Annotated in this window: 7 protein-coding genes; 2 read left to right on the forward strand and 5 right to left on the reverse strand. The window is 53.9% G+C overall.

The window, feature by feature from the left end; all coding sequences use genetic code 11:
* Nucleotides 1-135 precede the first annotated feature (135 nt).
* The gene (locus DFR42_RS16210) at nt 136-1140 is read right to left on the reverse strand and encodes an aldo/keto reductase (protein WP_110256057.1); all 1005 of its coding nucleotides are present in this window, start codon (nt 1138-1140) and stop codon (nt 136-138) included.
* A gap of 86 nt (nt 1141-1226) precedes the next feature.
* Between DFR42_RS16210 and DFR42_RS16215 the strand changes: the two genes are divergently transcribed.
* Entirely contained in the window at nt 1227-2114 is an 888-nt protein-coding gene (locus tag DFR42_RS16215; RefSeq protein ID WP_110256058.1) for a LysR family transcriptional regulator, read from the forward strand.
* Between the two features lie 32 nt (nt 2115-2146).
* Nucleotides 2147-2437 carry a hypothetical protein gene (locus tag DFR42_RS16220; RefSeq protein WP_110256059.1) on the forward strand — a complete coding sequence of 97 codons (291 nt, stop codon included), beginning with the start codon at nt 2147-2149 and terminating at the stop codon, nt 2435-2437.
* Between the two features lie 267 nt (nt 2438-2704).
* On the opposite strand, the gene DFR42_RS16225 is transcribed toward DFR42_RS16220, so the two are convergent.
* The 4 genes from DFR42_RS16225 to DFR42_RS29245 all read right to left on the reverse strand — a co-directional run bounded on the left by DFR42_RS16225 (nt 2705) and on the right by DFR42_RS29245 (nt 14928).
* Nucleotides 2705-9451: a LamG-like jellyroll fold domain-containing protein gene (locus DFR42_RS16225; protein ID WP_110256060.1), complete on the reverse strand. Its 6747-nt coding sequence runs from the start codon at nt 9449-9451 to the stop codon at nt 2705-2707.
* Nucleotides 9448-11232: a hypothetical protein gene (locus tag DFR42_RS16230; protein ID WP_146218866.1), complete on the reverse strand. Its 1785-nt coding sequence runs from the start codon at nt 11230-11232 to the stop codon at nt 9448-9450. The genes DFR42_RS16225 and DFR42_RS16230 overlap by 4 nt, the downstream gene beginning before the upstream one ends.
* Nucleotides 11233-11927: 695 nt before the next feature.
* Nucleotides 11928-14417 carry an adenosylcobalamin-dependent ribonucleoside-diphosphate reductase gene (locus DFR42_RS16235; protein ID WP_110256254.1) on the reverse strand — a complete coding sequence of 830 codons (2490 nt, stop codon included), beginning with the start codon at nt 14415-14417 and terminating at the stop codon, nt 11928-11930.
* A 241-nt stretch (nt 14418-14658) separates the two neighbouring features.
* Nucleotides 14659-14928: a hypothetical protein gene (locus tag DFR42_RS29245; RefSeq protein ID WP_110256062.1), complete on the reverse strand. Its 270-nt coding sequence runs from the start codon at nt 14926-14928 to the stop codon at nt 14659-14661.
* Between the last annotated feature and the right edge of the window lie 63 nt (nt 14929-14991).

Here is a 14991-nt window from a genome sequence, read left to right on the forward strand (position 1 = left end):
CATTTCTAATGACTTATCATGACAATAGCATATTCGACTACTTTACTGGCTATGCATCAAAGTAGCCTGCCCTTGTCCAGGAATGCCCTATGGATCTATTCACTACCCCAAAAGCGCTGGCTTAGCTATTCACTATCACGCATTCAGGCCTTTCATGCCTTCCTCGGTATAGCGTTCTCCCGCCGCCATGCCCGGTGGCAATGCCTGAGAAATTTTATCCAGGTCGGCCTTGCTGAGTGACACCTGAGTCGCTGCCAGGTTTTCATGCAGATAGCTGATGCGTTTGGTACCGGGAATAGGAATGATGTCCTCGCCCTGCGCCAGCAACCAGGCCAGTGCCAGTTGCGCAGGAGTGCAGGATTTTTCCAGAGAGAATTGCCTGATGACTTCAACAATTGCCAGATTATGCGATAGATTTTCGTCCGAGAAGCGCGGGTTGAAAATGCGGAAATCCCCCTGGCCCAGACTACTCTTACCATTGATGCTTCCGGTTAAAAAGCCGCGTCCCAGAGGGCTGTAGGCAAAGAAGCTGGCACCAACTTCACGGCAAGCCTGCAGCACGCCAGCTTCAGGGTCTCTGGTCCAGAGCGAGTATTCGCTTTGTACCGCGGCGATGGGGTGAATCGCCGCCGCCTGACGCAAAGTTGCTGGCGACACTTCACACAGACCAATCGCACGTACTTTGCCTTCAGCTACCAGGTCGCTCAAAGTACCTATGGATGCTTCCAGTGGCGTATCAAGGTTCAGCCGGTGTATGTAGTAAAGATCGATGGCTTCAATACCCAGCCTGCGTAAAGTAGCTTCAACCGCTGTACGGATATACTCAGGGCTGTTGTCTATCCTGCGTTCGTAACGGCCTTCCTGGCGCACCAGGCCAAACTTGCTGGCGATACGCAGCTTGTCAGCTTTACCCTTGCCCTTGAGTTTGCCCTTGATAAAGCGCCCCAGCAGTTCTTCATTCTTTCCCATGCCATACGAATCGGCAGTATCAAATAAAGTGACGCCAGCTTCAAAGGCGGCTTCCAGGGTAGCGAGTGAACTGGCGTCGTCAGTATCGCCATAAAATTCAGACATGCCCATGCAACCCAGTCCCATGGCGGAAACTGACATACCACTGCGGCCTATTTTTCTTTGTTCCATGATGCTTTCCTTGTGTTGAGTGAAAACGACAGACTAAGCAGTACAAGGCATTTGTGGAATTACCAAATACGTGATACCTTTTTTGCATGAGTAAAATCAATACCCACTTATTGCAGATATTTGCAGTCACTGCACAGACACTTAACTTTCGTCTGGCGGCAGAGCAATTGCATATCACGCAGCCACCTTTATCGCGGGCGATTCAAAACCTGGAACAGCGCCTGGGCGTCAAATTGTTCTTGCGTGATACGCAAAGCGTACAACTGACAAGTGCTGGCAAACTCTTGCTGCCACGCGCACTGGCCATACTGGCGATGCTGGATGACACTGAGACTTTCATGAGCAGCCTGGTTGAACCATCCCAACTACGTCTGGGCCTGACGACCTCGGTAGAAGCGGGCAGTTTCAGCCAGTTAACTGAGGCATTGGCAATTGCCTTGCCCGGCATGTCTGTAGAACTTACTTACGATAATTCACCAAAGCTGGTCGCGGCGATCAAGGCCGGGCGTATTGATGCCGCCGTGATAGCCATGCCGACCCGGACGCTGGATTTTCCTGTGCAGTCGCTGGGCCAGCAGCCCATGATGGTGGCAATATCCAGCAAACATCCACTGGCCAACCGCCGGCAATTGTCATTGGCTGATATCGCCAGCGAGCCTGTATATCACTTTGAGCGAGCGCGCCAGCCGGCATTTTTTGATTACTGCCATGAGATTTTCAGGCGTCACCATTTTGCGCCTCGTTTCTTGCTGGAACCGAATGACCATCATGTCCTGCTAAGTGACATTGCCGCCGGAAAAGGTGTCGCTTTGTTACCTGCATCTTTTAAGGCATTGCGCCTGACTGGTGTGTCTTATCGCAAGCTGAAAGAAGGTGATGAGCTGGCACTTAAGCTGGCACTGATCACTGGAGCAAACGCGCATCCCCAGACAAATTTGTTATTCGATCTGGCTGGCAAATACCTGCAGACTTAATGCTTGAAGAAATGAAACTGGAGTAGAAATTAATGACAATGCTTTACCCCGCACTTAAAGAATTTGTCGAGAGAAAATTGCCAAGAAGTTTGAGAGAAGCTGAAAAAGCTAGCGTTGCTTCATTTTCGTTGTTGTCGAAAGAAAACATTGAGGATTTAAATGCGCTGAAAAAATCATCTGCTCTTTTTGCGATTGCGTATCTGGAATATATATTGACGGAAGATATTGCGTCGTCAGCTAATTCTTACGTTTACGATGTTTTGATCGGCAAGATGGATATCGAGGCTTTTAATAAAATTCATGGCTCCACATCAAACGTATGAAAAGCCGTTCAATTTTCAACTGAACGGCTTTTGCAATTGCTTTTCTGGTTGCCTGCACGCTTAGTCACGTAATCACAAGTTGTGCAGGTTTAGTGATTTCCTTGATCAGTTCTTCAGAGAGCAGTTGCTTATCTAAATTACCTTCCAGGATTTTTGTTTATTAGTAATCTCTACTTTTGAATAAGTCGTATCTACTTTCTTTGATTTGAATGGACCGGGCGGCTCCCCTATCGAGAAAAGAGGAACCGCCCGGAAATCAGCACTCACCTAATCCTCGTTACCGTATTTCAAACTAGCCAAACTGTGCGTTACCAGCGCAGTACCGCTTGCCAACGCGCGCACGCCAGTCACTACTGCGTAGATTGCCGTCGCGGCACCGCCAGTCGACTGTCGGAACCAGTTCGCGCCTGTCTGGGTGAACATGAACCAGGGCATGCGCGCCACGATCATGGAGACGTCCCGGATAAAATACAAACGCGTTTGCATCTTGAGATTCTCGTGTGCCTTATCCTGTTCAAGAACGGTCATCGCTTGATGGTAAATTATAGTCCGTGCGACAAGCAGGGCTATGCATGCAACAGGCGCCCACTTGGCAATCATGGCTTCTTTCTTGTCGAGCCAACTACCAGCGATCCCGCCTAGCTCGCCCAATTGCTGAGGGACAGGCGGACTCAGGACTTGCCAGACACCGCCGAGCAACGTGATTGCGTCACCCACGACCAGTACGCTGAAAACACTACACGTCATCCACTCTTTAGGTTTGACAATCCCCCAAGCTTCGGGGCTCAGTCCGCTCTCCATTCGGTCGTTGAATGCTGGCGTCCACTTGAAAGTCTGCAAACTGGAAGCGGCTATTCCAGTCGCGCCCTTTAGCACTTTCATCATTCCGCGCACACGTGCTTCGCCCTGTGACGCCGCGCCGATACCACCTGAGCTCACGCTCTTGGTGAAGAGAGCGTCGGATGCCAGGCCGGAGATGAGATTGATCGAGCGCAGCACGATGATTAAAGTTTCGCTGGACGTGTCCATTTCATATGGTTCTTTGGGTACGACGGACAGCTGTAGAGAACCTGTAGTCTTGCGTAAGGTGCGCGGTGCCTTGCCCTGTTCGGCACGCTTCATGCTCTCAACGAGGCCCCTGTTGTCTTCAGCAAAAGTGCTCATCCGGCCTGACAGCGTCGTGACGACCAGATGTGCTATATGCACTGGCACAGCAAGGCCGAGACAGACCAGATCGAGGAGTGATAGTTCCGAACCTGTGATCCATCGGTACAAATCGCTGAGGAAGGGAACCCTGATTTCTGTTTTCAGAATCTTCATTATCCAGTCCAGTCCTTCGATCAGCGCGCCACTCACAGCAGTGAGCTCCTTGATCATTAGCCGGATGCTCGTCTCTGCGCCTTTCTTCAGGGCAGCGAGAAGTTTGTCCACCATCTCGGAAAGCGATGTGTCGAGCAAGCCGGAAATCAATGACGGAATGCTGCTGATCAGATCGTCGAAAGGACTTTCGCTACTGACGGCGATAGTTGGCCCGGCTGAAGTCACACCGGTAACCGGGTTTTCCCGCGACTTTTGTATCACCATCTGCCCCTGCACACCGCGCGATTCATTGAAAGCTGGCGAGTCGCATTCTCCTGCGCTAGCCGCCCCTCCATTCACACTCTCGTTCCTCATCTTCGGTTTGACCGCAATCGCGTCTATGAGAGGCAGAAATGCAGCCTCAAGTTTTGCGGGTGACATGGCGCGCTTGGTGGCGTCAAGGCTCAGTTCAATGACACCTTTGATGATGTTCTTTGCTTCGATAATCGCCTTCCAGTTGAAGAGGGCGCGCAGGAACTCGATCGCTTTCATGATCATCACGCCGATTTGCTCGAAGAAGCCCGCGACAGCATTGGCCGCCTCGACCACCGAATTAACGACGGTATGGACCACGCTCAGCACGCCATCGACCATCTTGGTGATCGCGAGTTCGACTGTATCGGCGATGGAGACCACGATTTTCACGGCACCTTCATAGATATCCGTTGCCACATCCTTGATACCCTCCCACAGGTCGCCGAAAAAACCACGCAGCAACACGCGTTCAGGAGTCGCCTCGCCGCGTTCCTCGTCTACCTCTGCCTGCGTTTCAAGCATCTCAAAGCGCAGACCCTGATTGCCGTGCGGGTCGTTGACGGCTTCAAACACAAATCCAAGATTGGATTTGAGCGCTGCACGGGTCGCTTCGGGATTGAGCGCCTGCTGCATAGGTACGTGCGTTATGGTGCGGAAGGTCGCGACGCGGTCGCTGCCTGCAGCGCGCTGTGGTTGACGCATAGGCTGCGCATCAAAAAGTGCTCTTTCAGCACCATGCAGATTTCGCTTGGCCTGCTTGCGTGCTTTTGAACGCAGCATATGCGCATCGCCGCGCGGCTCCTTGGACGCAGCCGGATCAACTGGTTTTGCCGATGCCATTACAGTCGTGATTGCATTGGCCACCTTGTCTGCATGCGGCGCATAGTCTGGCGCGAGCAAGGCTTCACCATCGCCTTCTTTCATGCCTGGTTTCCATCGCGTGGTGCGCTTTTCCATAAAGTCAGAACCGCGCACGTTGGCAAGTTTGCGGTGCAACTCCTGATCGGCCGCGATCACTACCCGGTCATTCCTGTGCATGAAGCCAGCCCGTGCCATCAGGATGGGCGCAGTCAAGGCTGATGCATCAGAGATGATGATGACTTCGCCCTGGCTGTCGGTCGTGAGCTCTGCACTGTTCTCTTTGTTGATCGCATACGAGCGGCCCGCAACCTGCACGGTGGTTTGCTCGTCACCCCACAAGGATACAGGTTCACCGATCACGACCCCACCGTCAGGGTTGGTAACGCGGATTACTGTTCTCCAGGTCGAACGATCGCGGCTCTCGTCGATCTTGTTGCCACTGGTATAGGCATAGTCCTGGATCAGCTTGCTTTGTACGCTGAGCGTGGGTGGTGTTGCTGGCACCAGCATCTGTTCGTCCATCAGGACGTTGACGTGGAAGCGTTCATAACTCGCCATGAAACCTGCACGCAGGTCAATGGCTGGTGTGTGATCCACGCGTGAGGGCGTCACGAAGAAGGAAACTGTTCCGTCGTTGCCCGTGGTCGCCGAGAATACACGTTGCTTGCCATCTGGCGAAGCTACGCCCGGTTCGGGTTCCTCTGCTGATCGCGAGCCGGTGATGCCGTCTGAATTGAATAGAACCGATTCAGGCTGGTCGTCACGATTACGCACATACCACAGGTTCATCGCTTGCCCTGCCATACCAGTGCCGTCGGCACGGTGTACCTTGCAAGTCATCTTGTAGGTCTTGGGCTCGCCAGCGACATTGCGTACTATGCTCGCCTGGGTTGAAACGTAAGGATACGAGGGTTTCTCGAAAACCAGATCTGACAACCACCAGACCGGGTCCTGGCCCGCGCCAACGACCGTGCCGTGGTGATGGTCGACACCAGCGTCATTGACGTTCTGACGGTCGAAGTTCCAGAAGGCCAGCAGGTCAGGCTCGCTGCCGCGCAGCTTTACGTGCATGCGTGCCGCAATTTCCGCAGGCTTGAGATAGGTGTCCCACACACGTACATCCGCGATCATGCCGCAGAAGGGGCGCACCGCGTCCAGATTCGGGCCTGCTGCCGCACCGATGAAGGCTTTCAGGCCAGGTGAGGTGTGCGATGGTGCTTCCTCGACCAGGGTGCTGGTCAAATTTGGCACGGCCACGCCGTCGATATAGATGATCGCCGACTGCTCGGTCGAGCGTGAGACAGCGATGTGATGCCAGCTGCCGTCACTCAGTTTGGCATCTGCACTCAGCTTCAGCATTTTCCACTTGCCGCGTTGCAGAGAGCGTGCGTGGTAGTGCAACGTACCGTCTTCATCGATTTCGAGATTGACGTCAAACTCGCCGTTTTGTGTCGGGCATATGCCCAGCACACCACCACCTGGCCGTCGTTTGGAATCTACTTGCGCATCCGGCACGTTGACCCAGGCTTCGATACAACTGAAGGAAGGGTCCATCAAATGCAGGGTGTGTTTTGCAGCATCAACCGCTGGAATATCGACCATGGCATAAGGTTCTGCCTTGGAAGGCATGCCCAGTTCATTGAGCCCGAGTCGCAGCACCATGGTGTCGCCGAAGACGACGCTGTGTAGCGCGCCGTCTCTGAAGGCGTCAGCATCAACCGCGTCGGCGCAGCCATAGTAAGCCGTGGCGGCGGAAAATGCAGCAGGCGTTACTATGCCCTGGTTATTGAAATACAGGCCGACGCGCGCGCCTGTCACAGGATCGAGAATGGCAATCGTTCCCGAGCTTGTTGTGCAGCAAACACGTCCGGCGGCATCGAACACCGGCGCATAAACCGAATGAGCTTCATGCGTTTTGAGTGTGTGACTTGCTGGCAACTTCACGCTCCAGCGTAGCGCCAGGTCAGAGATGGCAAATCCGTAGACTTCGCCCTTGTCGGTTCCTACGACGACAAGGTCGCGGTCCAGTCTGGCGGCGATCCCGCTTATCGCGCCATTGACAGCGGCATTGGTCTGCAGAACCACAGCAGCATTATCGGCCGCAACACGTGTGAGTTTGGCGTCGCGCACGCAGAACAGCCATTCGCGGCTCGCTGCGTAGGCATCTGCGCTTACTGGCGTACTCGCCTGGTTGCCACTTGCCAGATCGATGCTGACCATCTTGAGTGCGCCCGGTGCACCACATAAGGCGAACAGATGTTTGTCGCCGAGTGTCAACTGGCGTACCGCAGCCGATACAGAAATATTGCGAACGCCGGCAGGTACAGCGAGCCGGTCAATGATACGAATTTCACCAGCAGGCGTGCCTGCCGCAAGATGTGTCTGTGTGACGGCTGGCGCGGCGAGCTGCGCATTGGTCGGTTTCATGAACCCGGCGAACGCATCGATGCGTGCGTATTCACCGCTCACCGCATTGACGCCGATAAGACCATCATCGCTGGTCAATACGAAAAAGCGACCTGAGTCTGCCACTGGTGCTGAAGCTGCACCTGGCATGTCGATCTGCCACATCCGGCGTCCATCGGCGCGACGAACGCCGTATAGCGCGTTGCTGGTGCCAAATGCAATTGCACCGCCTGTCAGCGCTGCCGCTGTATCTACCGGTTGCTGGCCGCGTGCAGCCCAGGTGCCAGCATAAGGCCAGTGACTCTGCACTTCATGCAACAGATATGGGAAGCCGGCATTGTCGAGTGTGAGGTCGGTGGGTGTCGAGGCCGCATTTTTAAAAATTGCTTTGCTGGCGTGTCTTGCGACGGCATTGACTACTGGTGTTTCCCTGCCAGGAAGATGCTTTTCTGACAGTGTCCACAGGCCTTTCAGCCGCGGTTCATTGCCAGTGAGCGCCACGTGACGGTTGTTTTGTACGGTAGCGACGTCGAGTGCGCGGTCCCAGATACGCAATTCGCGGATCAGGCCGTTGAAATGCTGTTCTGCCGGTTTGCCTGCTGAAGGCCGCGCCGCACCGATAGTGAGCGCGCTCTTGCCACCGATAGAGAGGCCTGCCTGCGAATCGTCGCGGAAGAACACGTCCAGCGACTTGCCATCAAGCAGCGCGAGCAGTGTCTGGTCACGCCGTATCAGCGCAATGTGATGCCACTCGCCATCGTTGGCATGTGTTTCGCGCGTGCGGCCTGCATGCACACGCTTCGCTGTTGCATCGACGATCGCGACGCGCAATTCACCGTTTTCGCCAAGGTTAAGACGAAAACCATGTTCTTTTGAGTCAGCCTCTGTGACGTGGCTGGAGACGATCTCGCCACCTTCGCTGGAACGTATCCACGCTTCGATACTGAAGTCTTCCATGCCAAAGTCGAACTGCTTGCCATCTGCCTGTATATCTATACAGGAACTGATACCGTCGAACAGTGCGGCATGCTGGCGCGCAAAAGGCCGCGCTTCAAGCGAGCCGCCAACGTCAGGAATAAACACCGTGTCGTTCGCGACGACAGGTGAATGATCACCCGCGATTTCGGGAAGTTCCATACGGCGTTCTATCTCGCCGGTAGACAATAGTAGCGTCGAGAGCATCCTGCGATTATCTGAGGTCACCATGACTCGGCCTGCAAGCAGCGATGGCAAACCGGGCTTGTTGAGCCTGGTGCGCCAGGCGACGCTGCCATCCGTGGTGCGTACTGCAATTACTTCACTGCTATTGCTTGCGATGAACAGGCCTGCTTTTTCAGCCAGCACTGGCGACAACCATACATCATTTGCATTCGTGGGCTTAATGGCCGAAAACACTTCAGCACCTGTCTTGACATCGAAGAAATGCAGCGACGAGCTGGCAGCGATGACGACGTCCCGGGCAACGCAGGGTTTCACGTTTGCATGCAGGGGCTCTGAAGAAATTCCGCCTTTCGTGTACTTGAACCTGTCATCGCCAAAATCGACGTTGACTGCGTGCAGCTTGCCGTCGGCCACGAAGAATACTGCGCCTTCGCCATAGCTGACAGTGCCGGGACTCAGGTCACTGATGACAAGCGGGCCAAATGCAGGCTCGCCGTTGACGGCCACAAAACCGGAAACTTCCGTGTTACCCGAATCGCCGATATGCACGGCGATGATTTTGTCCTTTGCGGCGACCAGGCCGCTGACCTGTGAGAGCCGCGGCGCTTCCCAGAGTTCCCAGTCGCCTTTCTTGTTACGCTTCTTCAATGGCTGGCCATCAGCCAGGCGCAATGCAGTAAGTTCTTCACCATCCATGAAATACACAACGCCTGCCGCCGCGACAAGATAAGGGTCATCACCGTAATGCGACTTGAACGTGTAAGGAAAACCCGGCTCGGCAACCTGTGCATCGGGCACGGGTTCTTTACCACGAAAGATGTCGATCGCGAACAGTGTGCTTCCCGCAACGCCGAGTAGACGGTCACCTGCGACAACCAGGGGTTGTTGCGGCGAGAGTGTGCCAAAGCCATCGAAACGCCATAGTTCGCCAAGGCGCTCGGGTGTGGGGAGTGCAGCAATAGTAGTGGTCATGAAAGTTTCCTCGGGAAGCGGCCGCCGCCTGTATCAAGCGGTTTAACGTAATAAATGATGATTTCGTTACCTGTCCTGCCCTTAAGCTCGGTGGTCAAGGAACGTGCTCTGGAGTCGACCGCCCGGGGAGCGGCGGAGGCGGATGTGACGGTGAATCCCAGTCGCGAGAACGGGAGGGCGGCGTCGCCATTTGCATCGGTACTTGTACTTATGCGGTCGCCATTGCTAAATTGAAGTTCTATGCGCTCGTTCGCCAGAGGGTGCGATCTGTGGTTGACTTCTGTACCGCCCCAGGCTTCCTCCGAGTATGTGTAGATAACACGCACGATTACCGGACTTGCAAGATCGCGCATGCGCTCCAGTACCTTGCGTGCGTTTTCAGCATCCTCGCTGGTGACAGCGGCACCTACCTGGTAGGAATAGAGGGCGTGTTTGCCAGCCATTGGTGGCAGCGGCAGTTCGCCTAATGCGGCGCCTGCCGCGGCAGCATCTGCATAGGGTTTCAGAATTTTTTCCTTGTGCGAGTGCCAGGATGTCGCGCCGTCTGCCAGCAGCGCAAGCAATTGCTCGCGTGTGCTGCTGTCCCGCGCAATCATATACGCATCGATCATGGAAATCGTCACCTGAGTGCGTATGCTCACAGGAGGTTTGGCTGCCGGGGAAAACGCTTCCAGCGTGCCATTGCGTATACTTTCTGCTGGTGGTGGATACCAGGCGACCGCCCTTTGGTCGGCTGCATCCACGTTGTTTGCAACCAGTACCCTGAAGCTCAGGGCGCCACCAGGCTGGCGGGGTTCTCGATCGAATTCAGCGACCATGAGAGGCCTGCCCTCAGTTTCGAGGAAGCTGCTGTAATGCGGCGTGCTGTCTTTACGTGCGCCCCATCGTTCAGGCGTGACATTACTCTTGGCGAACGAGATCAGGCGCGATGAGGTATCGGTGCAAACAAGCGCGAGCTGCCCTTTTTTGGGCAGTTCCAGCCAGCGCCATTCTTCACCCTGTGTAAGCTTGATACGTGATGCTGAACCTGGTTCATCTACAGGTAGCGCAAACACCCCGGTCTCTTGCGCATCGTTTCCCCAGAGCATGCCAGAGTCTATACGTGGTCTGATGCCGGGCTGCAGGCTGGAGCGCCCGCGGGCTCTCCATTCACCTTTGACCGCAGGCGGCAATGAATTGCCTTCAATCTCGCGCACCAGACCTTCTCCAGTCACGTAGAAAAGGCGACACGCAAATTCGTCGCTATGGGCTTCGGTTTCTGACTCTATCATCGCAAGCGCGGGCCGTGCGCTGTTGTCATGACGGGCGGTACCCATGCGCTGCAGCTTGTCATCAAGCGGATGGAGAGTTCCGTCACGGCCTATCACATAGACCAGTGCGCCAGCCTTTGCTGCCACCTGATGAGTGCGGACTACCGGCGCCGAGAAAATCATTTGTGCTGCGGCCTCCTCGGCTGCGGCCAACTGGGCGCGAATCTGGCCACAGTTTGCACCGACGAGTTGCGCCAGGTCGGCGATCATCGCGAGCAGCTTTGCCTGTTCGTCAGGCGTGCGCGGTGCGGAGGTATCGCGCTGGAATGCTTCGCAGTTTTCAAGCAGCGTGAGCCATTCGGCCTTGCGGCGTGCATGCGCCAGTGCGAGTTTCGTTTCGGTTTGCGCATTATCAAGCGTGTGCAGCTTGCTCCAGTTCACCGCGCCGTCAGCGAGTTTCCATGCAAGCTTGGGATTGAGCAAGTTGATGGCGGCCACGCAGGTGCCGTTGGTGAGCTCCCATCGACTCAATACTGGCCCGTCCTGCAAGAAAAGCTCGCCCGAATGCACGGCGAATCCGGTGATGCGTGACTGGGCCTGGATCGGCGTCATCAGGTAGGGATTCGCATTTACCTTGATGAGTGACAGACCCAAAGGTCCGCCAGCAACGACGACAGCTTTACCCTTGTCGAGGTAGGGTTGCAAGGCGGAATCGCCATAGGGGGCGATGTCGCCCGGAAGAGGAATCGGTTGCCATCTCGGTTTCATGCAGGAACCCTAGGAGGAGTTAATAGTGGTGATGCGGACTCAACACTGGTTCCCCAGGTGAGCGCGAGGGATACGATTACGGATAAACGGATATGACATTCAGCCGTGGAATGCCATTATTGCATGTATTTAAGATAATGACATGTAGTCAATTGGTTCTATTGTGTTTGCCAGTGAATACTGATAGCCCTCTGGGCTTGCGTGGTTAATTGAACCAGAAGGGGTAAATCAGCTGCTAAGCGAAAACAGGGTTGATTCGTGTGTGCAATTGTCTGGTGAAACATCAATTGCCTCACTGCCTGACTTGAATACTTTGATTAAAATAAAAAATGGGAAGTTCGAAAATTCGAACTTCCCATTCTATTTAATGCCTTTGAAGCGCAATCTGGGCTGAAATTTACAAGAGCAGTCGGCTCAGAATTTCGTAGCTTCACTCACTTAAAAGTTTCCCGCAAATATCAACCACAAGCACCAACATAGCCACAAGAAACACAACGGCTGCAGCCATCTATTTTTTGCAGGGCATGTGCGCCGCAATCCGGGCATTTTTTGCCGGTGGGGATATAGCTGATGGGGGCTGCGTTTTCGCCTTCATAGGCCAGGTCGTCCATGCCGTAGTGGTGGCTTCTTTGCTTGAACTTTTCTGCCAGCACGGTGATAGGGATCTGGTTACCAGCGGCGTCGAGGAAGCCGCGTTTCATCAGTATGCGTTGCAGCGAGTAACCGATGGCGGCGACTTCTGACTCATGGAACAGCGGTGCCTGTGAGCCATCGTCCTTGGTGATCATACCGCAGCGTACCGTACCCTTGTCCCACACCACTTCACGCATGTCTGCCAGTGCCTTGGCGATGGAACCGCCTGAACGCGCAGCCATGGACAGCAAGCGCATGCTGGCGGATATCCATTGCTGGCCGTCATTCTTCTGGCCCGCAGGCATAAAGAATTCAAACGGGCGTTCAATAGTCACGCGCTCACCACCGACCATGCCGTCTATGTGGATGAAGCTGACTGTCAGGTAGACAGTTTTCTTGCCTTCATACGTCATGTACTGCACTTTGGAAGTGACAGATTCGAGGTCGCCAAATGGACGGCCATCGAATTGTTTGCGCAGCAGGTCATCGTCAGGTATCTGCTTGACTTCTGGTGCTGGCTCAGTAGAGACAGAAAGGACGCTGCCGAGTATATTATTCGGGCGATAGGTTGCCAGGCCTTTGAGGCCAGCGCGCCAGGCATCCATGTACAGGTTCTGGAAATCTTCGTAAGGATAATCTGCCGGTACGTTAACGGTTTTGGAAATCGCAGAATCAATGTAAGGCTGCACGACCTGCAACATTTTCATGTGGTCGCTGGCAGACATATTCAATGCAGTGACAAACTGTTTTGGCAGTTTGCTGTCGTCAGATACGTCATTGCCCTGATGGCGGTACAGGCGCCATGCATGGTCAGCCACTTCATAGATTTTTGGATCGCCCGCCGCCATGCGCTTCTTGCGGTTATACACCCAGGAGAAAGCCGGTTCTATACCATTCGATGCGTTGTCAGCAAAGGCCAGGGTGATGGTGCCGGTAGGGGCAATGGACAGCAAATGGGAATTGCGCAAGCCGTGTTTGGAAATCGCATTGCGTACATTTTTAGGCAGGCGTTTGGCGAAAGTACCGGACAGGTATTTTGTGCTGTCAAACAGAGGGAACTGGCCTTTTTCTTTCGCCAGTTCTGCCGATGCCAGATAGGCTGCATCGCGCATGACTTCAGATACTTTTTGTGCGAATGCGCGACCGGCGTCGGAATCATAACGCTGGCCCAGCATGACCAGGCTGCTGCCCAGACCGAGGAAGCCCAGGCCGACGCGACGCTTGGACATGGCTTCAGCTTTTTGCTGAGGTAAAGGCCAGGCTGTAGCATCGAGCACATTGTCGAGCATGCGTGTTGCTACTGTTACGACAGCTTCAAATGCAGTGAAATCAAATTCGGCAGCATCAGTGAATGCACCCTTGATGAAGCGTGTCAGGTTGATGGAACCCAGGCAGCAGCAGCCATAATCAGGCAGTGGTTGTTCTGCACATGGATTGGTGGCTTCGATCTTTTCGCAATAGTAGAGATTATTCTCTGCATTCATGCGCGACAAAAACAGGATGCCCGGTTCTGCATGGTCGTAAGTCGATTTCATGACCTCATCCCACAGGTCACGCGCGCGCACTGTTTGATAGACCCACAAGCCATCTTCACGCTGGTAGGCACCGGCTTCTTTCTTGTCTTCACCAGGTTCCGCTTTGTGGACCAGACAGTATTCTGTATCCTTGGCCACAGCTTCCATGAATTCATCGGTAACACCGATGGAGATATTGAAGTTGGTCAAACCGCCCTGATCCTTGGAACGGATGAATTCAAGGATATCAGGATGGTCACCACGCAAGACGCCCATCTGCGCACCGCGACGCGCACCGGCAGATTCAACTGTTGAGCATGATGCATTGAAGACCTGCATGAAAGACACAGGGCCAGAAGCGCGTGAACGCGTGCCGCGTACCAGTGCATCCTTGGGGCGTATGGTGGAGAAATCATAGCCTACACCGCCACCGCGACGCATGGTTTCTGCGGCATCTGCCAGGGCCGTATAAATACCAGGCTTGCCATCGGTGGCGCTGGAAACAGAATCACCTACCGGTTGTACGAAGCAATTGATGAGGGTTGCGTGCAAGTCCATGCCAGCGGCAGAATTGATGCGGCCTGCCGGTACAAAACCATTCTTTTGCGCCCACAAGAATTTTTCTTCGTAATACGCCTGGAAGTCTGGCTGTTCTACACTGGCCAGTGCTTTGGCAACACGAGACTGCACATCATGGATGGTGACTTCATCGCCTTTGGCATATTTTTCCAGCAAGACATCGAGGGAGATTTCCTGAGGAGACATTTCCGTCAATCCTAAAATTTTTTCGTTTGCGTTCATATGAAGAAGTTTTTTCTTTGTTACTTGTTGCTGAGATAAATCTGACAGCCCAACAGTCTGGACCAGCAAATCATTCATGGAAAATGGCTGCCGGGCGCAAGCTCAGGGGCTGTGTTATAGGGAGGAAACAGGATGGCATTGCTCAATAAAAAACTATCTGTCAAAGCAACATTGTTCAATTGAAAACCGGGCACTGAGGTGCCTGCCATCCTGATGTCGGATGCCTCCATTATAAACCTCGTCAGCAGATTTTTTCTTGAGCGGCTTCAAGATAAAAACAAATTGCCAGACCAGACGTAGCAAAATTACCAAGCCAAAATTGCCCGAAAAACAGTGTGGTTTTTGTGGGGGAAGCGGTCATCCGGTTTTTGCCGGAATTTGCGCCAAAAATGCCTGAAGTTGAGCTGAAACTTGCTTGATAGTCTCTGATGCTGATATGACAAGGTGCGATTTTCCAGTACAAAAAATTCGCTAACGAAGTTGCTGTATGGATATATGTTTTTGCAAACAATATGAGTACTTTGCAATTTCTCTGGTAAATCCTGCATCACCAGGCCTTGTCATCCTGGCTGCA

The sequence above is a fragment of the Undibacterium pigrum genome, assembly GCF_003201815.1.
In the GTDB taxonomy this organism is placed as follows: domain Bacteria; phylum Pseudomonadota; class Gammaproteobacteria; order Burkholderiales; family Burkholderiaceae_D; genus Undibacterium; species Undibacterium pigrum.